Below are 21,232 nucleotides of genomic sequence, written 5' to 3' on the forward strand. Positions count from 1 at the left end.
ACCGATGCACCGGGGACCGGGCGGCCCTCCGGGAGCAGCCGTAGAAAAGGCAAAGAATTTCCGGGGTACCCTGCGCAAGCTGCTGTCCTATATCGGCAGCTACCGCTTTGGCGTACTTGCCGTTCTGATTTTTGCCGTTGGCAGCACGATTTTCAACATTTCTGGCCCGAAAATTTTGAGTAAATCCATTACCATCCTGTATGAAGGATTGGTGGCAAAGCTGTCCGGCACCGGCGCGATTGACTTTGCGCGGATTGGCAAAATCCTGCTGTTGTTGCTTGGCATCTATCTGCTGAGCGCAGGTTTTGCCTTTATTCAGGGCTGGATTATGACCGGCATCACGCAGAAGGTCTGCTTCCGGATGCGCCGGGAAATCAGTGAGAAAATCAATCGCCTGCCGCTGGGCTATTTTGAGAGCCGCACGGTCGGTGAAGTACTCTCCCGTATTACAAACGATGTCGATACGCTCGGACAGAGCCTGAACCAGAGCGTGACGCAGTTGATTACATCGGTGACAACAATTGTCGGTGTTCTGATTATGATGCTGACCATCAGCCCGCTGATGACACTGATTGCGCTTGTCATCCTGCCTGTTTCGCTGCTGTTTGTCATGCTGGTCGTGCGCATCAGCCAGAAATATTTCCGCGCACAGCAGAAATATCTGGGCGATATCAATGGTCAGATTGAGGAGACCTTTTCCGGTCACAATGTCGTGCGTGTGTTCAATCAGGAGGAACGCACGGAGAACAGCTTCAACAAGACAAATGATAAGCTGTATGAATCCGCATGGAAATCGCAGTTCCTGTCCGGCCTGATGCATCCGCTGATGCAGTTTGTCGGCAATCTGGGCTATGTCGGTGTCGCCGTTGCAGGTTCAATGCTGGCAGTAACCGGTGCGATTACAGTCGGTGACATTCAGGCATTTATCCAGTATGTCCGCAACTTCACGCAGCCAATTACCCAGCTGGCACAGGTTTCCAATATGCTCCAGTCGATGGCGGCGGCAGCGGAGCGCGTGTTTGAATTCCTGGACGAGAAGGAAGAGGATCAGACTGTCGAACATCCGGCATCGATTACAGACATTCAGGGCGCGGTACAGTTCGATCATGTTAAATTCGGTTATGATCCGCGCAAGCCGGTTATTCATGACTTTACGTGTGATGTCAAGCCGGGGCAGATGGTTGCGATTGTCGGTCCGACCGGTGCGGGCAAAACCACGATGGTTAAGCTGCTGATGCGGTTTTATGATGTGGACAGCGGCGCGATCCGGCTGGATGGGCACGATGTGCGCGAATTCAATCGCTCCAATCTGCGCGAAGGCTTCGGCATGGTCTTACAGGATACATGGCTGTTTAAGGGCACCATTATGGAAAATATTCGCTATGGACGTCTGGACGCGACGGATGAAGAAGTTATTGCAGCGGCAAAGGCGGCACATGCCGATCACTTTATTCAGACGCTGCCGGGTGGATATCAGATGGAGCTGAATGAGGAAATCAGCAATGTTTCACAGGGACAGAAGCAGCTGCTGACAATTGCACGCGCCATTCTCGCAGACAATCCGGTGTTGATTCTGGACGAAGCGACATCTTCTGTCGATACCCGAACCGAGGCGTTGATTCAGTCCGCGATGAACCGCCTGATGGAAGGACGCACGAGCTTTGTCATCGCGCACCGCCTGTCCACCATCCGCGAAGCAGACATGATTCTTGTCATGCGCGACGGCGACATCGTCGAGCAGGGCACGCATCACGAGCTGCTTGACCGCGGCGGCTTCTACGCCGAACTGTACAACAGCCAGTTCGCCTCCTGACCGTACTTTTCTTTCTGCATAGAAAGAAAAGTAGGCAAAAGAAAGATGTCTGGCTCGCTCCCGCGAGCGCGAATCTGTCGGACGGACGGTCCGCCAGTTCGCCCCCAACGGGGGGAAAGGATATTTTGGACAGTTCGCGTGGCTTTGGCACGCGCAAACAGGTGAATAAAAATAAGCCAGGGCTGGTGATTCCAGTCCTGGCTTTTGCATGCTTCAAAAAGGTTTGGAGAGATCAGGCGTGCAGTGCGTCCAGAAGTTCCGATATTGTGCGGTGATATACCGGATGCACGAGGTATGGCGCAATCTGCGCGAGTGGTTTCAGCACAAAATCGCGTTTTGGGATTTCCGGGTGCGGCACGTGAAGTGTTTCATCCGCGATAATTTCGTCATCATAAAACAGGATGTCCAGATCGAGGGTGCGCGGACCCCAGTGCACAAGGCGTTCGCGTCCTGCTGCCTGTTCGATTTCATGCAGCCGATCGAGCAGCTCATGCGGCGGCAGCAGTGTATCAACACGCAGCACTGCGTTCAGAAAATCATCCTGCTCCACGCCGCCATACGGTGCGGTCACGAGATAATCCGATACCGCGCCCATGCGCATGTCTTCATCTTCACGCAACGCCTGCACAGCGCCGTCGAGATACGCTTTTTTGTCGCCCAGATTGGAACCGAGCGCGAGATATGCTGTGTGCCAGCCGCGCGTGATGCACACCGATGCGGTGTTCAGCGGCAGGCCGATGGGTGCCCATGGCTTTTCAATTTCCAGCCGGATGCGCCGCAGCAGCGGCAATGTGCGCAGCAGATGCATGCACAACCGTTCCGCTGCCGTTTCCAGCAGCTGGAAGGTGTGGGCAGTCAAATAGTGCTGGATTTCCGCGCATACCGCACCGTAGTCCATCGAGTGATTCAAATCATCGGTCAGCCCGGCGCGGCGCAGGTCGGTATACAGCACGGCACTGACAACAAATTTCTGTCCCAGCCGATTTTCCTCCGGAAATACGCCGTGGTGTGCGAATACCTCCAGCTGCTTGATGCGGATTTCGTCCATTTATGCTTCCTTTCCGGCGCGCAGAATCGCCTCCGTCATATCGACTGCGCGGCGGTTCGCCTTTACGTTGTGTACGCGCACAAACGAACAGCCCTTCATCATGCCGATGACGGTTGTGGCAAGTGTACCCTCTTCGCGCTGGTCGGCGGGCAGGTCGAGCGTTTTGCCGATCATCGACTTGCGCGAAGTGCCCAGCAGAACCGGATAACCCAGCTCATTCAGAAGCTCCAGATGGTTCATCAGAATCAGGTTGTGTTCGAGCGTCTTGCCAAAGCCGATGCCCGGATCCAGGATGATGGCATCGTCGGCAATGCCTGCGTCCTTTGCGAGCTGGACACAGCCGCGCAGGTCGTCCAGCACGTTCGGCAGATAATTCGTATAAATGGCTTCCTTGCGGTTGTGCATCAGGCAGCACGGCACACCGGCCTGTGCAATGACACCCGCCATCTCCGGGTCATATTTCAGACCCCAGATGTCGTTGATGAGATCGGCACCTGCGTCCAATGCCGCGCGCGCGACCGCACTTTTATACGTATCGACCGATACCGGAATGTCAAATTCGCGCTTGACTGCCTCGATAACCGGTACGACACGGGAAATTTCCTCCTCGTCCGGCAGCAGCGTATAGCCCGGGCGGGTGGATTCGCCGCCGATATCCAGAAGATCTGCACCGTCCGCAATCATTTCCTCCGCATGGCGCAGGGCTGCGTCCATACTGTTCCATTTTCCGCCGTCGGAAAACGAGTCCGGCGTCACGTTCAAAATACCCATCACATAGGTGTGATGTGCAGTATCAAAATTTTTTTCGCCAATAATCATAAAAATACCTTCTTTCAAAACAGAACGGTTGTGTTGCGCCGTTCCTCCGGCCAGTAGCAGGTATCCGCCGCCTTGCATGCAAAGCACATGCGGCTGGCGTGATCTGCCTCAAAAATGATCTGTGCCAGGCTGTCCGGTGCATCACCTGTGCGGTGGCGGCTGACAGCCCGCAAGATTTCCTCCTGTTCCTGTGCGGTAAATGCCGTCTCGTGCAGCAGCTCCTGTGCCATCGGCACACCTGCCTGTGCGTGCGGCGCGCCGGTTGTATACTGTGCCAGTCGACCCAGATCATGCAGCAGTGCTGCCGCATAGATCATATCGCGTGGGTAGGGCGCATGCCGTTCCGCTGCCAGCAGTGCGGCGATGCGTGCCACATCCAGCAGGTGCGGCAGCCCGTGCCGGCAGTAAATGCGTCCGGCTTCCAGCTCATCCATCTGCCGCAGCCAGTCTTGATAGCGCGGGCTGTGTAAAATCGGCTGGATGCGTTCCATTGCCTGTATCATGTCAAGTCCTCCACCGCCTGCCGCAGCGCATGCAGCCACGAGAGTGAGCCGAATGCGACAATGGCGCCGTCGTTCCCCGCCGCATCGAATGCGGCCTTCAGTGCCTGCGGCACGCTGTCCGCGGGCGTCACACTGTCACAGAACTGACGCAGGCAGTCCGCGAGTGCATCCGCCGCGAGTGCGCGCGGGTTATCCGGCGTCACTGTGATGATATGCCGCGCGAGCGGCGCCATCAGCCGTCCGACTTCGGAAAAATCCTTGTCGGCGAGCACACCAACGATTTCCACCACGTTGCCCTCCGGCCAGCGATGCAGCACCTCTTCGCGCAGGCGCGCCGCTGCGTTCGGGTTGTGTGCGCCGTCGATCAGGAGCACCGGGTGGTCACACAGCTGCTGCATGCGCCCGTTCCACTGTACGGCCCGCAGGCCGCGCCGGATGGCGTCCTCCGAAACGGGGAATTGCTCCAGCTGCCGCACGGCGGTGATGGCAGTCGCCGCGTTGCGCGCCTGAACCAGTCCGGGCAGGGAAAGCGCAATGCGTTTGTCAGCCAGATAGTCGAACACAATGCCGTGCGCGTCTGTGTGTGTGACAATACAGTCCTCCGGGTGCACGACGGTCAACGGGCAGTCGGTTTCCCGGCAGAGCACTTCGATTTCATGCATAACCTGCGCATCCTGTCCCTGGAGGACGACGGGGATGCCAGGCTTGCAGATGCCGCCTTTGGCGCGCGCGATTTCTTCGATGGTTGTGCCGAGGAATTTCATGTGATCCATGCCGATGGAGGTCAGCACGCTGACGGCGGTCGTTCGTATGACGTTGGTCGCGTCGTCGCGCCCACCCATGCCGCACTCGATGACAGCGATGTCACAGCCCTGCTGTGCCAGCCAGCAGAAGGCAAGCACGGTTTCCAGTTCAAAGGCGGTCGGCGTTGCCTGTCCGTCCGCCTGCATCGCGTCACACAGCGCGCACAGGCGCGTCATCCACGCGGCATAGTCCGCTTCGGAGATCATTTCACCGTTTACCTGCCAGCATTCGCGTTCATGGAACACGGCTGGGGAGGCATAGGTTCCAACGCGATAGCCCGCTGCGCGCAGCATGGCGGCAGTCATGGCGAGCGTCGATCCCTTGCCGTTGGTGCCCGCAATGTGGACAAATGGAAGTCTGTCCTGTGGATTGCCCAGCCGCGCCAGCAGGGTGCGCATCGGCCCGAGACCGGGGACAATGCCCTTCTGCGCGGTCAGCCGGGCGATAGAATCCCGCGCCTGTGCGTAATTCATCGCGCGGCGCCGACAGGTCACGAAGGTATAAGGGATGTCTCCAGCCACATCCGTGCGTTCGGTCTCCACAAACGCGGCGCGGTCGAACGGTGGGAACTGGGTATCCCCGTCGAAGTGCGCGTGGATTTCAGTCAGATACAGGATATCCGCCAGCGGCAGTGCCTCGCGGTACAGCTGTGCGCCGCCGCAGATAAAGACATCCTGTGCGCCCGCCAGCGCCAACGCCTGCGGCAGATTGGACACGGTGGTACAGTGCGGCTCATTGAACTTTTTGGTGCGGGAAACGACGATGGTCTCCCGTCCGGGCAGCGGCCGGCCGATTTCCTCATAGGTTTTCCGTCCCATCACCATGACATGCCCCATGGTCAGGTCGCGGAACCGGTGCTTTTCCGCCGGGATATCCCACGGAATGCGGCCATCTTTTCCGATGACCCGGTTTTCCGCATACGCGGCGATCAGTGCAATCATAGTGTTCCTCCACAGACGTTTTTTCTCGCATAATAGGATACCACATTTTGCACGGCGTGACAAATGCCATCATATCACCAGAATGCGCCAATTTTCACCAAATGTTCACGGGTGAAGTATAGACCTTTCTGTCCGGTTGAGCTATAATAGAACATGTTTCCGCAAAACTGTACGGTTTTGCGGGTATTTGGAGTTGTTGGAGTATCAAATTGAAGGAGAAGTGAAACAAATGAAAAGCAAACGCAACAGCAGTGCGGAGCTGACCGCACTCTGCGTGCTGTCTGCCGCAGGTCTGCTGCTCTCTCTCATGGGGATTTCCGTGGTGGGCATCGATGCGGCCTGGATTGCCATCCTGCTGTCCGGTGTGCCGTTTACAGTGGAAACAATCCGCAGTATGGCGGAGCAGAAACGGCTGCGCTCCGGCTTCCTCGTCCCGGTGACGATGGTGCTGGCGATTGTGCTCGGCGAATATTTTGCCGCAGGCATGGTTGCATTTATCATGCTGGTGGCACACCGCGTCGAGCTGATGACAGAACGCCATGCGCATGAGGGCGTTGCGCGCCTGACTTCGCTGACACCGCAGACCGCGCATGTCCTACGCGGCGGAAAAACCGTCGATATCCCGATTGAGGAGATTACAGTCGGCGATACGCTTTCTGTTCTTGCGGGAGAGACCATTCCGGTGGACGGCGTGATTCTGGAGGGTCAGACTTCGGTCGACCAGTCGGTTATGACCGGTGAATCCATGCCGGTGGACAAAAAGGAGGGCGATGCGGTCATCAGCGGCACGCTCAACCAGTTCGCTGTGTTTACCATGCGCGCCGAGCATGTCGGACAGGACAGCGCCATGCAGCGCATGGTGCAGCTCGCCGAACAGATCGACGCGGAAAAGGCGCCGATCATTGGACAGGCAGACCGCTGGGCGACCTGGCTTTCGATTGCAGCGCTTGTGGTTGCAGTGGCTGTGTATGCGATCACCGGTGACCCGTCACGCGCCGTAACGGTACTCGTTGTATTCTGCCCATGTGCATTTACGATGGCGACGCCGACCGCGATTCTTGCGGGCATGGCAAATGCGTCGAAATATGGCATTATCATCCGCTCCGGGGACGCACTGGAGCGCCTGTCGCATGTCACAAAAGCCGCGTTCGACAAAACCGGCACGCTGACCTATGGCAAGCCGGAGCTGATTGATGTACGCTGTGAAGGGGCATATTCCCGTGAGCAGCTGATCGCACTCGCGGCGTCTGCCGAGCAGAGCTCGGAGCATCCACTCGGGAAAGCGCTGCTGCGCCACGCGCAGGAGAAAAATATTCCGTTGTCCGATTGTACCGATTTTGTCGTTTCTGCGGGTTTGGGTGTTTCTGCGACGGTGGACGGGCATGCCGTTCGCCTCGGTAAGCCGGAACTGATGGAGGGCGTGGACATTCCCGACGCCGCGCGCCGGGAGAGCGATGCCTTTGGCACAGAAAAGGGTGCCAGCTGTATCTTTGTGCTGGTTGACGGCACTTATGCGGGCTTCCTCGTGTTTGCAGATACACTGCGCGTGCATGCACGCCAGATGATTATCCGCCTGAAGGAGCTGCACGTGCATTCTGTCCTGCTGACCGGTGACCGTGCATCTACAGCTAACACCATTGCCGGACAGCTGACGATCCCGGAGGTCTATGCCGACCTGCTGCCGGAGGACAAAATGAACCGTCTGGCACAGCTGGAAACCGGAAAAGACCATGTCTGCATGGTCGGCGACGGCGTGAACGATTCACTCGCGCTGAAATCCGCCTATGTCAGCATGGCGATGGGCGGCATCGGCAGCGATATCGCAACCAATTCCGCCGATATCGTTCTGGTCGACGACGAGGTGCGCAAGGTGTCCTATCTGTTCCAGCTGTCCCAGAAGGTCATGAAAAAGATAAAATCCAATGTCTTTATCACCATGTCCATCAATTTCTGGTTTATTCTGCTGGCGGCGTTCGGACTGCTCAGCGCCGCAGAGGGTTCCATTGTCCACATCATTTCCGCTCTGTTTGTCGTCTTGAATTCTTCCGCGCTTTCCACTGCGTGGGGGTTGGACTGACCGGAACAGATACATGCAAAATGCCGCGGGACGTGCAGTTCGGCGGCATTGTTTGCTTTTTTGCGTGCAGCTATGATATACTGCTGTCAGAAAACATGTTTGCTTTGCGCAGGAGTTGATTGGATGTATCAGAATTTTATCCCCGGGCAGTATCCCAGCTGCTTTCGCGGCGATCCACCCGTGCTTTCCTATATCTGGAAAAAGAGAGTTGGGGAATCCTTTTCCCCGCCGCGCATCATGCACAGTCATGATGAGATCTCTGAGCTGCTGCTCGTCATCGAGGGCTCTGCCAATTATACCGTCGGCGAGTCGCAGTATATCATTCAGGAAGGCGATATCGTCGCAATTGGCGCGGGCGTTCTGCATGATGAGGATGCACGGCTCACCGCAGATACGACCATGGTCGCCGTCGGGCTCCGGCAGGTGCGGCTGATTGGGCTGCCGGATGGCGCGCTCGTCGATGCGGCTACCTGTCCGGTGCTGTCGCTGGGGGATTCCTTCCCTGTGTTCCGCAGCGTGCTGGATACAATCCACAGTCTGTTGAATGACAACGGGGAGCAGTATGCCGAAACCTGCCAGTTCCTGATGGCCGGGTTGGTCTCGCTGTTTGTCCGCCTGTATCAGCACAATGCGGAGAGTGATGCGCCGTCCGGCAAAGGCGAGCAGTTTGTCGGGCGGATCCGTCAGTATATCGAGGCGCATTACAGCGAAACTATCTCACTTCCGTCCGTCAGCCGCGCCCTGCACATCAATCCCTATTATCTCGCGCATATCTTTAAGGAGCATACCGGGTATTCCCCGATGCAGTATGTCATTCGGCTGCGCATCGGCAAGGCGCAGGGGCTGCTCATGTATACCGATTATCCCATTACCCAGATTGCCGGAATGGTCGGCTACGACAATTCCAGCCATTTTAATGCGATGTTTACCAAATATATCGGCATGTCACCCGGAAAATACCGCAAAAAATTTCGATCATCCAAGGGTGGAAAATAAATCTGTTTTCTGTTGCATTTTCCCAAATGATGGAGTACACTGGGAAAAGATCAAAAATTCATCAGGGAGGAACCAAAATGAATACAACAGAATGTATCATGACCCGTCGCAGCGTCCGCAAGTTCACCGAACAGCCGGTGCCGCACGGGGTTCTGGAGGATATCATTGCGGCGGCTGCCTATGCTCCGTCGTGGAAAAACACGCAGATTTCCCGCTATATTGCCATTGAGGGCCGCGAAGCCATTGCGGAGATTGCAGACAACTATGCGGCGTTCAACAGGCACACGCTGTCCACTGCGCCGATGCTCATCGCACAGTGCTGTGTCAAAAAGCGCAGCGGCTATGAACGCGACGGTTCGTTCACAACCGACCGCGGCGATGGCTGGCAGATGTATGACTGCGGCATCGCAGCGCAGACATTCTGTCTGTCCGCACATGAGCACGGTCTCGGCACCGTCATTATGGGCATCTTCGACCGCCCGGCGCTGGAAAAGCACTTAAACGTGCCGGAGGATCAGGAGTTGGTCGCACTGATTGCAGTCGGCTATCCGGACGAAACCCCGAATGCGCCGAGACGCAAGGGTGTCGCCGACCTGCTGACTTACGCGGAATAATCACATACTGTAAAGACCTGCCCGACCCGGCAGGTCTTTTTTGTCAGAGATATGTGACATAATGATGGTTTTGGTTGCCGAGCAGAGCAAAGCAGGGTATAATAAAAATAAGGGGAACCATTGGGGATGATAGAACTTTGGAGGTAATGGGATGAAACAAAAACTTGTGTCGCTGCTGCTTCTGCTGGCACTTCTGGCAGGACAGCTTCCGGCGGCTGCTACATATACCGGGTCGGATAAGACCATACCGCTCACCGGATCTGTGACTGTTGTCAATCCCCTGTACGGCGGGACAGCGGACGAGGAATCACCGTCGGATTCGACAGATTTCATCATAGAAAACCCGCCGAACTTTCGCAAAAAACAGGCGGAGCGGGGCGAACACGGCGCGTCTGCGACGGCGTATTATACAGACATTGCCGATGCAGCGGGGTTCGTGCGCAGCCAGATGGCAAACCGTCAGCATGTGATTACGCTTGCCTACCGCACAACGGTGCGCTCGAACAGTGAAGACCCCAAGGTCAGCATTGTCAAGAGCATTGTCGCAAATGCGCTGGGGGAAACCGGGAACGAAAATGAAGGCGATTACCTGCGCTGGCAGTATGGACGCTATGTCTGCAACATTCAGGGTGAGTCGGTCGTAAACGGCGACGGCACGAGCACCTATTCGTATAAATTTATTTATTCAGTTGTCTATTACACAACGGCGGAACAGGAACGCGAGCTGAATGACAAACTGACGGAAGTACTGCGGTCATTACATCTTGAGCAGGCGACCGATTACCAGAAGATCGAACGGATTTATTCGTATATCTGTGACCATGTGAGCTATGACAGCGACGACACCACCACGCAGAAATATACCGCCTACAGTGCGCTGACGCGCGGCACCGCTGTCTGTCAGGGCTATGCGCTGCTGCTGTACCGCATGCTGCGCGAAGCGGGCTTTTCCACACGCATCATTGCCGGAACTGCAACCGCGAGCGGTGAAAACCATGCCTGGAACATCGTAAAGCTCGGAGAGCAGTATTATTATCTGGACAGTACGTGGGATGCAGGGGCGTCCTGGCGCGACTATTTTTTGCGCGGCAAGGACAGCTTCCTCGGACATGAGGCGTGGTCGGATTATACAAGCGATGAATTTATTGCCGCGTATCCGATTGCCGAGACCAGCTATGAGCCGGGTCCCGCGGACGATCCGCAGAGCAGTTTGCTCGGACAGGGTACCTGTGGAAATGATATCACGTGGAGTCTGGCAGAGGACGGCGTGCTGACGCTGCGCGGCAGCGGCAGGATGAACGATTATGAGGAAGGCAAGGCGCCGTGGGCGGAGCTGGCTGAGCGGATTACGGCGCTGGATATCGGCTGCGGCATCACCTCGGTGGGTAGCTATGCGTTCAGCGGTTGTACCGCCCTGAACACGGCGGTTGTGCTGCCGGACGGCATCAAACGCATTGGAAGCGGTGCGTTTTCGGGCTGTACAGCGCTGCTGTCCATCGATATTCTTCCGTCGGTGGCAGACATCCAGACGAATAGCATTCCGTCGGGCACTGTGATCCGCGGCTGTACAGGAAGTACAGCGGAAACGGTCGCGTCCCTGCTGGGGCTTACCTTTGAGACCATCCAGAGCATTGCGGATGCGGAAATTCAGCTGTCCCAGACGGTGTATTCATTTACCGGGGAAGCCTGTACGCCGACGGTGACGGCGACAACGGCAGACGGAGCTGAGGTGCCGTGCACGGTGGTCTATAGTAACAACATTGGCGCAGGAACAGCACAGGTGATGGTATCCGGTACGGACACATACGGCGGAAAGACCGAGGTGCAGTTTACCATTGAAAAAGCTGTGCCCCAGGTCGAAGTGCCACAGGGACTGTCGGCGCTCTGCGGACAGTCCCTGCGCGATGTGCTGCACAGCAGCTGCTTTGCATGGCAGGAGCCAGAGCAGTCGGTCGGCATGGAGAAGGGCGAAAAAACCTTCTATCTGACCTATACACCGATTGATACGCAGAATTATACGGCTGTGACCGATATTCCGGTAACGGTTTCCGTGCACGATACCATCGGGCTGAGCAGTACGGCTGCGACAACCCATGTGGGCGCAGAGCTGCGCCTGATCCCGTCTGCGATTCCGAACAATGCCCCGGAGGATATCCTGTTCTGGAACAGCGATACCCCGGAGGTGGCGTCGGTTTCCAGCGAGGGCATTGTAACGGCGAACGCCGAGGGCACGGCGGTTATTTCTGTCCACAGTGTCAACGGCGAGTATGCGCAGTGCACTGTGACAGTGGAAACCCTGCCGTTCACGGATGTGGCGCAGAAGGCATGGTATTACAATGCCGTGTCGTATGCCCGCGGCAACGGTCTGTTTGCCGGCATTACGCCGACAACATTCGGACCCAACAAAACCATGACACGTGCTATGCTGGTACAGGTACTGTACAGCATGTCCGGCTTACCCACAGTGACTGGGAAATCCCCGTTCAGCGATGTTGAGGAGGGGAAATGGTATACCAGTGCGGTTATCTGGGCAGCGGAAAACGGTGTTGCCGCAGGTACGGGAAATGGGACATTTTCCCCCAATAAGCATGTTACCCGCGAACAGACAGCCACGATTCTGTACAAATACGCCGATCTCAACGGCCATTCAACGACATCGTATGTCAGCATCAGCAGCTATGACGACGATCAGGATGTATCCAACTGGGCGATTCATGCGATGCAGTGGGCAGTCGGCAACGGTCTGATTTCGGGCACGGACGGCAACCTGCTACAGCCGCGCGGCAACGCAACACGCGCGCAGCTCGCACAGATTATGATGAAGTTCCGATACAATATTGTATATGGGTAAACAAAACCCGGCACGCCTGCGCGTGCCGGGTTTGCTGTATTTTGCGCTATTCGCGGCGCTTTTCTGAACCGGATTTTTGGTCCTTTTTCTGCGGCTTTTCCGGAATCGGATTGCCGAAGTTATCGACGCCATAGCCGTCACCGTGGTTGATGATCGGGATGAATTTGGGGGCAAAGCGCCCGCGCCCGCGGTGCTTGACGTAGAAATAGCCGATGACCGAAAAGACCACCGCACCGATGAAGTTGACAAATAAATCTTTCATCGTGTCAATCAGGCCGATGTCGAGATAACCGCCATATTTAGCGATCCAGTCCTCGCCGTTGACCAGCAGAGAATCCACCTGGAGATGGATTGGCACATTTGCACCGGTGGGATTGAGTGCCACAGAGTTGATGCTGGTCACAAAAAAGTCCTTCTGCATGTCCATGGCGAATGTTCTGTCCATGAAAAATTCAAAAAATTCCCACAGAACACCGATGGTCATGGAAAAGCAGAATGCGACAATGGCGACAAATACAGGCGACAGCTTGACCAGAAAGCGTTCGCTGCGGTTGAAAATATCGACGAGCGAAAAACCGATGGCAGCCATCAGAAAACCGTTGATGGTATGCAGCATCGTGTCCCACATCGGGATTTTCTCGTAATATGCGTTGATTTCGCCCATGATTTCCGCTGAAAAGATGAACAGCATGATGATGACCTCCAGAAACGGCGGGAGATCCAGATCGAGCTTCTTTTCAATAAAGCGGGGCAGACCGAGCAGAAACAGTGACAGAAAACAGATGAATACATTTTGATAATCGTCGTTGATGAACTGGCGCACCGCACAGATGACGATGAGAATCGTCAAAATGGTGCGTACGCGGAGTTCATTGCTGGTTTTTGGTTTTTCCTTTTGCATGCAGCAATCCTTTCCTCAGTCCAGCTCGCGCCCGTCAAGCGCGGCAAGGGCATATTCCAGTGCAAGCGTCAGCTTGGCGCAGGATTTTTCATCTTGACTGCATTTTTCCATGCGGGACAGGAAATCACGCGTCACCGTCCCGCGCAGGCCGTCGTCCTTCTGGTAGCGGTACAGATCCTGCATGGCGGAGGATTCGTCGATGACCTGTGCATGGAAAAACGAATGGCGCAGCGATCGTGACAGGGCAGTGAGATTCGGCTCATACATGCGCGTGCCGGTCAGATGGACGATGCAGCAGATGCGTGCGGGCGGCTGCGGCAGCAGCGGCAGCAGTGCTTCCGCGAGCATGGCGTCGCTTTGCAGACCGGTCATGGGCAGGGAGACTGTCGCAAATTCCAACGCACCGGACGGGCGCAGAGTCAGGGAGACATCCCCTTTTTCAATGCGTCCGGTGAGATAGCCCTTGACACCGGTTTCATCCGATGCTGTGGCGGAGAAGCAGCCCGGGCAGCTGAGTGCGGTCTGGCCGATGCGGAATACACCGCTGAACCGGTGGTTGTGGCCGAGCGCGATATAGTCGAAGCGGCTGCCGATGACGGCGCTCTCAGAAATCGAGTTGTAGCCGCCTGTGCCGCCCAGCTCGCCGTGCATCAGGCAGATATTGCATTTGGACGGGTCGAGCGGTGCTTCCAGCGAGATGACCGCCTTGTTGTCCTGAAAGGCGGCGCCCCAGATGACGGTTTTTCCGTCGTTCAATGCGACCGGCTCCAGTGTGCGCCCGGTGAAAACATGCAGGTTCTGCGGCAGCGGCTGTGTGGCATATGGGCTGCCCGCATGATAATAATCGTGGTTGCCGGGCGAAAGGAACACGGGACACGGGCACTTGGCGAGCAGCGCGAACACGGCAGAGGAAATCTGCGGGCGCACATCCGGTGTATCGAACAGGTCTCCCGCGATGAGCACGGCATCCGCCGCGGATGCGCCGGCATATGTCACAAACGACTGAAGTGCGGACAGCTGTAGGCTGACGGCTTCTGCGGCGCGGTCGGGCGGAAGAAAATCAAATTTTGCACCGATGTGGAAATCGGCGGCATGGATAATATTTGGCATAAAGAAAAACCTCCTCCGAAACATCGGGCGGGATATATTCTGATGCTTTCTATTATAGCAGTTTTGACGCGGCTTGCAAAGCGCCGCGCGCGCCGTTCGGTGCAGAAAAAGAGAAAAAACACGACAAAGCGGCCGCCCTGACGGGCGGCCGCTTCGTTCGCATACGTTTCACAAAATAAAAAGGGGGGTAAGAGAAATTCAAAGATACCGGCATATCTTTTAGGAAGAGGTTTCGTCGTTCCCTCGTTCCATGCTCATAGTATAACGCATTTATCCGAGGAAGTTGTGAACAAATCGTAAAACGACTGTTACAATTCTATGTTGTTTTTGAAGATAGACAGTAAAGACGCAGATATTTGCGAAAACGGCGGAAAAAGTACCCGATTATCAGGTCAAAAACGCTGTTTTTTCCGGATTTTGCGAATGTCATCGCCGATAAAACGCAGCTGGGTAAACTCGCCGAGGATGCGCGAGGCAATCGCCGCGGAGTACCGACCCTCCAGCTCACCCGGCAGCAGATTGGTGCTGAGGATGGTCGGCAGCCGTGCCATCAGGCGGCGACTGAGCAGGTCATACAGGCAGGAGGTGTGGAAGGCGCCGGGCAGTTCCGTGCCGAGATCGTCGACAATCAGCAAATCGGCATTGCGAAAACGCGCAAGTGCCTGCGAGGCGGCAGAAAAATCGCCGCTTTTGAATTTTGCGTTGTTGTACTGGTCAAAAATAGAAATGGCAGTATCATATGTCACGGAAAAGCCCCGCTCGGTGACGCGCCGCGCGATGCACGACGACAGGAAGGTTTTGCCGAGGCCTGCTGCGCCGTACAGCAGCAGGTTTTCATAGGATGCACCGAAGGTTTCGGCAAAGCTGCTGCACTTCTGGTAGTTGAATTTCGCCATTTCGCGCGGGGAAATACCGGAACGGCTGTCGGGCTGGGTGCTGTAGTAGTCCAACCGGAATGTGTCAAAGGTCTCCCGGTCGACCGGGAGCAGGGAGGACAGGTCCTTTTTCTGCTCGGCTGCGGCGCGGCGGCGCACACAGTCGCACAGCCCGCTCTCGACATAGCCGGTGTCCCGGCAGGCGGGACAGTCGCAGGCGACGGCGAGATAATCCGCCGGATAGCCGTTTTCCAGCAGGATGTGGCGTTTTTCGTCCTGTAAAGCCAGATTTCGGTCGCGCAGCGCAGCAATGGCGCTGTCGGTATTGTTTGATTCAAACGCAATCCGCATGGCTTTCGCCGATGTCGCGCGCAGCTCGCGGTCAATTTCACCCAGACGCGGGATGGTATGCGTCAGGCGGTAACGGCGTTCCTCTGCTTCGGCTTCATGCTGCTGTCGCTGCTGTTCCATCTGCCGGAGAATCCGGGAGATCAGTGCCCTGTCATACGCCATGGCTGTTGCCCTCCTTTCGGTTCATTGCGTTGAATTCCTCCAGCCAGTCGCGCTCCCAGTCGGAGAGATTGGCACCATCGGACGGCGGTGTGAGTTTGGCCTGCGGTGCGGGCTGCGGCTGGTGCAGACCCGGCTCCACCGCGGTGATTTCCGCTGCCGTGTGGACACCCTTCTGATGCCAGCTGTCCAGAATCCCCTTGAGATATTTCCAGCTGAATTTGCCCAGACGGGCGTACATGCGCTCCTTCGCCAGCTCGACTGCCTCCGCATCGAAGCCCTGTCGGATAAAGCCGGACAGGTAACGGTATTCCTCCGGTGCAGGGTCGCGTCCCGCCATGTCCAGCGCGCGCAGCATGCTGTCCATCAGCGGCTTTTCCGCCTCGCGCCGCGCGAGAAATTCCGATGCGGCTTCTGCGGTAAAAATGCCCATATCTGCCCAGAGGTACGCCTGTTCCTCGATATCGCGGCGGCTGACGACGCCTTTTTCCCGGTGCAGCCAGGTCAGCAGGTCGATGAGCACATCGGCGGGCAGGCCGAGATGCTCATAGGCGTTCATCAGCGTGCGCAGCTGGGCTTCGGTCAGCGTGCGGCCGAGCACCATCTCTGCCGTCTGGCAGACCGATGCAAAGCGATGATCGCCTTCGCGGCGCGCGCGCATTTCCGCCGCCGTGTAGCGCGGCGGGTGTGCAGACCGGTCTGGATGCTTCTGCTGCGTTTCGGTCGGCGTGGAGACCAGGTGCAGGCTGGTCAGCGTGTGCACGGCGCGGTCATACCGGTCGCGCGTCATGCCGAGCGCGCGCAGCGCTTCGCGCTCGTCGAACGACGAGCCCTTCCGCACAAGATACAGGTACAGCAGTGCACTGTCGCCGTCACAGCAGGCGAGCAGGCTGTCCACAACCTGTGCGCGCAGCACGCAGAACTCCCCGCCGGTCGGAATGAGTGATGTGAGTGACATGAATATGCCTCCGGGAAAACGGGTTTTCCGTCGCAAAACGGAAAATATCGGTTACATTTGTGCAAAATTACGGGAAGTCATCCGGTACTTTGTGCCAGATGACGGTTATTTTATTATATCGTGACAAAAGTAATAGTGCAAGCGAAAAGGAGCGCGTAAAATTTTATATATTTACTGATGTTTTTTTGCGAAAAAAATAGTATAATAAATTTACGTATTTTTCCTGAGGGCAGTTTGCGCCTTTTGCAGCTGCTCCAGTGGCGGAAAGGATATCTTAAATGTCTTATAATAAGTTGAATACGATTTTGCTCGGCGGTAAGAAGGGCGCGGACGGAAAATATCCGGTACAGCGCGAGATTCTGTTCACCCCGACCGGACGTCTGGTTGCGGATGCACTGCCGGAACAGTGCCGGCTGTTCTATGCGCGCCAGCAGAGCGAGCCGGAGCTGGAAGGGATTGAATCCATTGTCTGTCCGGATGACGCGGATTTCACGGAAATGGTATCGACAGCAATCGAAGGCATGGAGGGCGATGTTATGCTGCTCTCCACTCCGATGCCGGAGGTTGTTTCAGAGGAATACCAGATGGTAATGGATCAGCATGTCGAGGCGCAGACCGCTGTCACAACGCTGACCTGCGGCGCGCTGGATGATACCTGGCACATTGCCGTGTACAACGTCGATGTGCTGCGCGACATTCTGACCTGCCACCCGCTGTCGCTGACGCATTCCATTCAGATTGCGGGCGAAATCAGCGCAAAGACCGGTGCCTGCCGCACGCATTCGCACATCGATGTGCGCTCCGCCTGCGATGCCTACCACGCACAGAAGACGCTCCAGCACCGCGTCAACAGCGCACTGATGGAGCGCGGCGTCAGCATCCTCGACCCCGAATACACGTATATTTCCCCGTACTGTGAAATCGGAAGTGGTACTACCATCCTGCCGGGCACGATGATCCGCCCGGGCAGCAAGATCGGCTGCGGCTGCACCATCGGCCCGAACACGATCCTTGACCGCGCGGAAATCGGAGACCGGACAAGCGTCAATTCCTCGCAGGTTTATGAGAGCTGTGTGGGAGCCGACGCGACCGTCGGCCCGTTTGCGTACATCCGTCCGGGCTGCCGGGTCGGTGATGAGACCAGAATCGGCGACTTCGTCGAGCTGAAAAAGGCATCCATCGGCAACGGCACGAAGGTTTCCCATCTGACCTACATCGGCGATGCCACGGTCGGCGAGCGCGTCAACTTCGGCTGCGGCACGGTTGTCGTCAATTATGACGGCTATGTCAAGAGCCAGACCGTGATCGGCGACGACTGCTTTATCGGCTGCAATACCAACCTCGTCGCGCCGGTTGAGCTGGGGGATCGTGTCCTCACAGCGGCCGGTACCACCGTCACGAAAAACGTGCCGGAAGGCGCGCTGGCAGTTGCCCGCGCACGGCAGGAGAACAAGGAAGGCTGGAATGATCGCCGCCGCCGCATGCACGGACAGGATAAATAATCCGCGAAATTTGAATAGAATATATCGTTTCGGAACATGATTAGGGAAACGCCTGGCGTTTCACGGACTGAAAAAGATGCAGGAGGACCTAAAAATTATGATATCTCACGGCAAGAATATTAAAATCCTCGCGGGCAATTCGCATCCCGCGCTGGCGATGCAGATTGCATCCGCTCTTGGCCTGTCGCTCGGCAAATGTACCGTCGGCCACTTTTCTGACGGCGAAGTTTCGGTTTCCATCGGCGAGACTGTCCGCGGCTCGGATGTATTTCTCGTACAGTCTACCTGTGAGCCGGTCAACGACAACGTGATGGAACTGCTCATTATGATCGACGCATGCAAGCGCGCGTCCGCAGGCCGCATCACTGCCGTTATCCCGTACTTTGGCTATGCCCGCCAGGACAGAAAGTCCAAGGCGCGCGATCCGATTTCCGCCAAGCTGGTTGCGGATATCCTCACGACCGCAGGCGCAAACCGCGTGCTCACCATGGATCTGCATGCACATCAGTTGCAGGGCTTCTTCAACATCCCGGTGGACAACCTGATGGGTGCGTCTGTACTCATCCCGCACATTGCAGGCAAGTTTGGCCGCAGCCGCGACGACATGATGATCGTTTCTCCGGATCTTGGCTCGGTTACCCGTGCAAGAAAGTTCTGTGAGAAGCTGGATTACCGTCTGGCGATCATTGACAAGCGCCGCCCACGCGCCAATGTCTCCGAAGTCATGAACATCATCGGCGACGTAAAGGGCAAGACCTGCATCCTGTGCGACGACCTGATTGACACCGCCGGTACGCTGTGCCATGCGGCGGAAGCGCTCATCGAGGTCGGCGGCGCAAAGGAAGTGTATGCCTGCGCAACACATGGCGTACTGTCCGGCCCGGCGATTGAGCGTCTCGAAAACAGCCCGATCAAGAACCTTGCGCTGCTCGACACCATCCCGCTGCCGACCAGCAAGCAAAGCGACAAGATTGAGCTGTTGCAGGTCGCTCCGGTCTTTACCGAGGCAATTGCACGCATCTACGAGGAATCTTCGGTTTCCCCGCTGTTTGACTGAGTTTGACAGGATACATAAGCGGCACGGTCAGCTGTGCCGCTTTTTGTACTTTTTTGAGGAGGGGTCTGTATGAAAATACTGGCAATCGGTGACGTTGTGTCCAATCCGGGGTTGAAAACCGTGTCCCATCTGCTGCGCTGCGTGAAAAAGGAAACCGGCGCGGCGTTTACCATCGTCAACGGCGAAAACGCCAGCGGCGTCGGCATCACGCCCAAACAGGCGGACAGCATTTTTGCCGCCGGGGCAGACCTCATCACGCTCGGCAACCATTCTTACCGCAAACAGAACATTGTCCCGTATCTCGAGGACAACCGCTATATCATCCGTCCGGCAAACCTCGCGCCGCAGTCGCCCGGCGAAGGCTTCGGCATCTACGAGACCAGTGCAGGCTGGCGCGTACTGGTGTTCGAGCTGATCGGCCGGTGTGACATGCAGTACGGCCCGGACAATCCGTTTCTGCGCGCTGACCGCATCCTGCGTGAGCAGGAGGGACGGTATGACGTCGCGCTGTGCGAAATGCACGCGTCGGCAACGTCGGAAAAGCTCGCGATGGGCTATTACCTCGACGGACGGGTGTCCGCAGTCTATGGTACGCATACTCATGTGCCGACAGCAGATGCGCGCGTCAATCCCAAAGGAACAGGCTATATCACGGACATCGGCATGACCGGACCGAAGTGGTCGGTGCTCGGCGTCCGCGCGGAGCAGTCGATTGCGATGTTCCGCGGCGATCTGACCAGCCGGTTCGAGCCGGCGGAAGGCGTCTGCGTCATGCAGGGCGTGCTGTTCGACATTGACGAGAACACCGGACGGTGCCGGAGCGTCGAACGAATCGAAAAAGAACATACACCGGAAGCATAACACGAAAGACAGACAAAAGCGCTCGAACCGCGTGGTACGGGCGCTTTTTTTGTGCATTCAGGTGGATTGGGAAACCGGCATGGCGGGCGCTTCACTCTGGTCAATCCGTGTCAGCGTGAAAAATTCATCGCTCTCCCAGTCGAAGCAGCCGAAGGAGGTGACGTCCTCCGGGGCGGTGTCGTTTGGCACATAGATGTACAGGTCATAGTCCGGCAGATTGCTGGAGGAATCGGAAAAATAGAGTGTGTAGTGCGTGTAATCTTCGACCGGGTATTGCTCCAGTTCTTCGCGGGAACAGGATTCCGATGCGGTATCCTCTGTGAGGAGCATCCGCTCGAAAGACGGCGCTGGATCTTGCGCGGTGCGGATGCCGTCTGTCCATGCAATCGAGCCATCATCATAGACGGTAATGCGCAGGCTGCCGTCATCGTTTGTCCAGGTGCCGGCGGACAGTACCTCATCCAGCGCACACGGTTCGTAGAGCTCGGAATCGTCGTCCACAAAGGTGACTGCGCCGGAGAAATCGGAGAAGGTCACATACGACATCACCGCAGGAACGATGGTCAGCAGGATCAGAATGATTGCGACAATCAGGCAGCCGGGCGCACAGCCGGATGTTCGGGCTTCGCCGGGCTGCTTTGGAGAAGCACCGCTATTCTGCGCGGCAGCCCGCTGCCAGGCCGCATCCGATGACGCCGGCTGATGGAGTATTTTCTTCGCGGAGGAATTTTTCTCCCGTGCCGGCTGGTCGGAGCTGTCCTGTGCGGTGAATTTGGATTTCTTTTTCGGCGCGCCGATGCCGGGACGATTGCCGCAGACCGGGCATTCGTGTTCGCTGTCCAGATAGTGTACGCCGCAGTACGGGCATTTCATATCCATTCCCTCCCTTGTTGCTTTGCTGTCTTTATCTTACCATATGCGGCGGGGAGATGTACAGCAATCCGACAAAGTTCAACACAAAAGCGCACCGCTTTCCAGCGGTGCGCTCTGCG

The 21,232-nt window shown here is 56.7% G+C and carries 17 protein-coding genes; 8 read left to right on the forward strand and 9 right to left on the reverse strand.

Going from position 1 to position 21,232, the window contains the following annotated elements:
• Positions 1-4: 4 nt before the first annotated feature.
• A complete protein-coding gene (locus tag CBW42_RS13555; protein ID WP_087022632.1) occupies positions 5-1,813 on the forward strand; it encodes an ABC transporter ATP-binding protein in 1,809 nt (602 codons plus the stop codon).
• Positions 1,814-2,045: 232 nt separating this feature from the next.
• On the opposite strand, the gene folK is transcribed toward CBW42_RS13555, so the two are convergent.
• Genes folK through CBW42_RS13575 form a run of 4 tightly spaced genes read right to left on the reverse strand, consistent with a single transcriptional unit; the run spans position 2,046 to position 5,928 of the window.
• The gene (gene folK, locus CBW42_RS13560) at positions 2,046-2,861 is read right to left on the reverse strand and encodes a 2-amino-4-hydroxy-6-hydroxymethyldihydropteridine diphosphokinase (RefSeq protein WP_087022635.1); all 816 of its coding nucleotides are present in this window, start codon (positions 2,859-2,861) and stop codon (positions 2,046-2,048) included.
• Entirely contained in the window at positions 2,862-3,680 is an 819-nt protein-coding gene (folP, locus tag CBW42_RS13565; RefSeq protein WP_087022639.1) for a dihydropteroate synthase, read from the reverse strand.
• A 14-nt stretch (positions 3,681-3,694) separates the two neighbouring features.
• Positions 3,695-4,183: an HD domain-containing protein gene (locus CBW42_RS13570; RefSeq protein ID WP_205703645.1), complete on the reverse strand. Its 489-nt coding sequence runs from the start codon at positions 4,181-4,183 to the stop codon at positions 3,695-3,697.
• A complete protein-coding gene (locus tag CBW42_RS13575; protein ID WP_087022642.1) occupies positions 4,180-5,928 on the reverse strand; it encodes a dihydrofolate reductase in 1,749 nt (582 codons plus the stop codon). Before CBW42_RS13575 ends, CBW42_RS13570 begins: the two co-directional genes overlap by 4 nt.
• Before the next feature lie 229 nt (positions 5,929-6,157).
• Here CBW42_RS13575 and CBW42_RS13580 point away from each other — a divergent pair, with 229 nt between their 5' ends.
• The 4 genes from CBW42_RS13580 to CBW42_RS13595 all read left to right on the forward strand — a co-directional run bounded on the left by CBW42_RS13580 (position 6,158) and on the right by CBW42_RS13595 (position 12,466).
• Positions 6,158-8,005, forward strand: coding sequence for a heavy metal translocating P-type ATPase (locus tag CBW42_RS13580; protein WP_087022644.1), 1,848 nt, complete (start codon positions 6,158-6,160; stop codon positions 8,003-8,005).
• A gap of 123 nt (positions 8,006-8,128) precedes the next feature.
• A complete protein-coding gene (locus CBW42_RS13585; RefSeq protein ID WP_165761198.1) occupies positions 8,129-9,001 on the forward strand; it encodes a helix-turn-helix domain-containing protein in 873 nt (290 codons plus the stop codon).
• Between the two features lie 77 nt (positions 9,002-9,078).
• Complete coding sequence (locus tag CBW42_RS13590; RefSeq protein WP_087022650.1) at positions 9,079-9,615, forward strand: nitroreductase family protein; 537 nt, start codon at positions 9,079-9,081, stop codon at positions 9,613-9,615.
• A 151-nt stretch (positions 9,616-9,766) separates the two neighbouring features.
• Positions 9,767-12,466, forward strand: a complete 2,700-nt coding sequence (locus CBW42_RS13595; protein ID WP_087022653.1) for an S-layer homology domain-containing protein — start codon at positions 9,767-9,769, stop codon at positions 12,464-12,466.
• A 46-nt stretch (positions 12,467-12,512) separates the two neighbouring features.
• Here the strand turns inward: CBW42_RS13595 and CBW42_RS13600 are convergent, their stop codons facing one another.
• The 4 genes from CBW42_RS13600 to CBW42_RS13615 form a co-directional block, all read right to left on the reverse strand.
• A complete protein-coding gene (locus CBW42_RS13600) occupies positions 12,513-13,367 on the reverse strand; it encodes a hypothetical protein (protein WP_242969892.1) in 855 nt (284 codons plus the stop codon).
• Positions 13,368-13,382: 15 nt separating this feature from the next.
• Positions 13,383-14,477, reverse strand: a complete 1,095-nt coding sequence (locus tag CBW42_RS13605; protein WP_165761199.1) for a metallophosphoesterase family protein — start codon at positions 14,475-14,477, stop codon at positions 13,383-13,385.
• Between the two features lie 392 nt (positions 14,478-14,869).
• Positions 14,870-15,865, reverse strand: coding sequence for an ATP-binding protein (locus tag CBW42_RS13610; protein ID WP_087022658.1), 996 nt, complete (start codon positions 15,863-15,865; stop codon positions 14,870-14,872).
• Complete coding sequence (locus tag CBW42_RS13615; RefSeq protein ID WP_087022661.1) at positions 15,855-16,820, reverse strand: DnaD domain-containing protein; 966 nt, start codon at positions 16,818-16,820, stop codon at positions 15,855-15,857. The genes CBW42_RS13610 and CBW42_RS13615 overlap by 11 nt, the downstream gene beginning before the upstream one ends.
• Positions 16,821-17,098: 278 nt before the next feature.
• On the opposite strand from CBW42_RS13615, the gene CBW42_RS13620 reads away from it, so the two are divergent.
• The 3 genes from CBW42_RS13620 (at position 17,099) to CBW42_RS13630 (ending at position 20,240) form a co-directional block, all read left to right on the forward strand.
• Positions 17,099-18,322, forward strand: a complete 1,224-nt coding sequence (locus tag CBW42_RS13620) for a DapH/DapD/GlmU-related protein (RefSeq protein WP_087022664.1) — start codon at positions 17,099-17,101, stop codon at positions 18,320-18,322.
• Positions 18,323-18,419: 97 nt separating this feature from the next.
• Positions 18,420-19,379 (forward strand): ribose-phosphate pyrophosphokinase, encoded by a 960-nt coding sequence (locus CBW42_RS13625; RefSeq protein ID WP_087022315.1) that lies wholly within the window; start codon positions 18,420-18,422, stop codon positions 19,377-19,379.
• 69 nt (positions 19,380-19,448) lie between these two features.
• On the forward strand, positions 19,449-20,240 hold the full coding sequence (locus CBW42_RS13630; protein ID WP_087022317.1) for a TIGR00282 family metallophosphoesterase: 792 nt from the start codon (positions 19,449-19,451) through the stop codon (positions 20,238-20,240).
• Between the two features lie 57 nt (positions 20,241-20,297).
• Here the strand turns inward: CBW42_RS13630 and CBW42_RS13635 are convergent, their stop codons facing one another.
• A complete protein-coding gene (locus tag CBW42_RS13635; RefSeq protein ID WP_087022666.1) occupies positions 20,298-21,113 on the reverse strand; it encodes a hypothetical protein in 816 nt (271 codons plus the stop codon).
• Positions 21,114-21,232: the final 119 nt, after the last annotated feature.

The organism is Butyricicoccus porcorum, assembly GCF_002157465.1.
GTDB lineage: Bacteria > Bacillota > Clostridia > Oscillospirales > Butyricicoccaceae > Butyricicoccus_A > Butyricicoccus_A porcorum.

What these genes read in the sequence shown, in the direction of transcription:
- CBW42_RS13570 (WP_205703645.1), bottom strand. Translation starts at nt 4,183, where the DNA reads ATGATACAGGCAATGGAACGCATCCAGCCGATTTTACACAGCCCGCGC.
- CBW42_RS13575 (WP_087022642.1), bottom strand. Translation starts at nt 5,928, where the DNA reads ATGATTGCACTGATCGCCGCGTATGCGGAAAACCGGGTCATCGGAAAA.
- folK (WP_087022635.1), bottom strand. Translation starts at nt 2,861, where the DNA reads ATGGACGAAATCCGCATCAAGCAGCTGGAGGTATTCGCACACCACGGC.
- CBW42_RS13625 (WP_087022315.1), top strand. Translation starts at nt 18,420, where the DNA reads ATGATATCTCACGGCAAGAATATTAAAATCCTCGCGGGCAATTCGCAT.
- CBW42_RS13595 (WP_087022653.1), top strand. Translation starts at nt 9,767, where the DNA reads ATGAAACAAAAACTTGTGTCGCTGCTGCTTCTGCTGGCACTTCTGGCA.
- CBW42_RS13620 (WP_087022664.1), top strand. Translation starts at nt 17,099, where the DNA reads ATGTCTTATAATAAGTTGAATACGATTTTGCTCGGCGGTAAGAAGGGC.
- CBW42_RS13585 (WP_165761198.1), top strand. Translation starts at nt 8,129, where the DNA reads ATGTATCAGAATTTTATCCCCGGGCAGTATCCCAGCTGCTTTCGCGGC.
- CBW42_RS13555 (WP_087022632.1), top strand. Translation starts at nt 5, where the DNA reads ATGCACCGGGGACCGGGCGGCCCTCCGGGAGCAGCCGTAGAAAAGGCA.
- CBW42_RS13635 (WP_087022666.1), bottom strand. Translation starts at nt 21,113, where the DNA reads ATGAAATGCCCGTACTGCGGCGTACACTATCTGGACAGCGAACACGAA.
- folP (WP_087022639.1), bottom strand. Translation starts at nt 3,680, where the DNA reads ATGATTATTGGCGAAAAAAATTTTGATACTGCACATCACACCTATGTG.
- CBW42_RS13615 (WP_087022661.1), bottom strand. Translation starts at nt 16,820, where the DNA reads ATGTCACTCACATCACTCATTCCGACCGGCGGGGAGTTCTGCGTGCTG.
- CBW42_RS13610 (WP_087022658.1), bottom strand. Translation starts at nt 15,865, where the DNA reads ATGGCGTATGACAGGGCACTGATCTCCCGGATTCTCCGGCAGATGGAA.
- CBW42_RS13605 (WP_165761199.1), bottom strand. Translation starts at nt 14,477, where the DNA reads ATGCCAAATATTATCCATGCCGCCGATTTCCACATCGGTGCAAAATTT.
- CBW42_RS13600 (WP_242969892.1), bottom strand. Translation starts at nt 13,367, where the DNA reads ATGCAAAAGGAAAAACCAAAAACCAGCAATGAACTCCGCGTACGCACC.
- CBW42_RS13590 (WP_087022650.1), top strand. Translation starts at nt 9,079, where the DNA reads ATGAATACAACAGAATGTATCATGACCCGTCGCAGCGTCCGCAAGTTC.
- CBW42_RS13580 (WP_087022644.1), top strand. Translation starts at nt 6,158, where the DNA reads ATGAAAAGCAAACGCAACAGCAGTGCGGAGCTGACCGCACTCTGCGTG.
- CBW42_RS13630 (WP_087022317.1), top strand. Translation starts at nt 19,449, where the DNA reads ATGAAAATACTGGCAATCGGTGACGTTGTGTCCAATCCGGGGTTGAAA.